The organism is Pseudomonas sp. ICMP 10191 (genome assembly GCF_001467335.1).
Lineage (GTDB): Bacteria > Pseudomonadota > Gammaproteobacteria > Pseudomonadales > Pseudomonadaceae > Aquipseudomonas > Aquipseudomonas cerasi.
The window spans coordinates 1-454 of the sequence record NZ_LKGW01000042.1; the positions used below are offsets into that span (position 1 = coordinate 1).

Sequence of the window (454 nt, forward strand, 5' to 3'; positions counted from 1 at the left end):
AGGTTGCACAGGCGCTGCACGCCGGTTTTTTCGAACAGGTTTTCCACGAGGCTGCGTTTCAGCGCTTCACCGGCGACGTTGACTGTATGGACCGATTTCGGCAGTCCATCGACTTCCAGCAAGGCCTTGAGCGCCGATGGTACGGTGTTGATCAGGCCGATATCGTGCTCGCCGTGATGCTGCCGCCCGAGGTCAGCGGTGCAAAACACTCGTAGACCGCGAGGTCGAAGTTCAGCGAGGTGGAAAACAGTGTTTTTTCCAGTGCAGAGCCGTCAAAAGCCGTGTGCGCCCAACTGAGGAAGTTCACAGTATTGCGGTGTTCGATCATCACGCCTTTCGGCAGGCCGGTGGAACCCGAGGTGTAGATCAGGTAGGCCAGATGCGCTGAAGTCAGCCCCTGTACCTGCGGATTCTGGACGGATTGGTCCTGCCAATCGCTCAGATCAAGATTGAT

Annotated in this window: 1 pseudogene; it reads right to left on the reverse strand. The window is 57.0% G+C overall.

The window, feature by feature from the left end:
• Nucleotides 1-454: pseudogene (locus tag AO388_RS04970) on the reverse strand (AMP-binding protein); the annotation flags it as partial.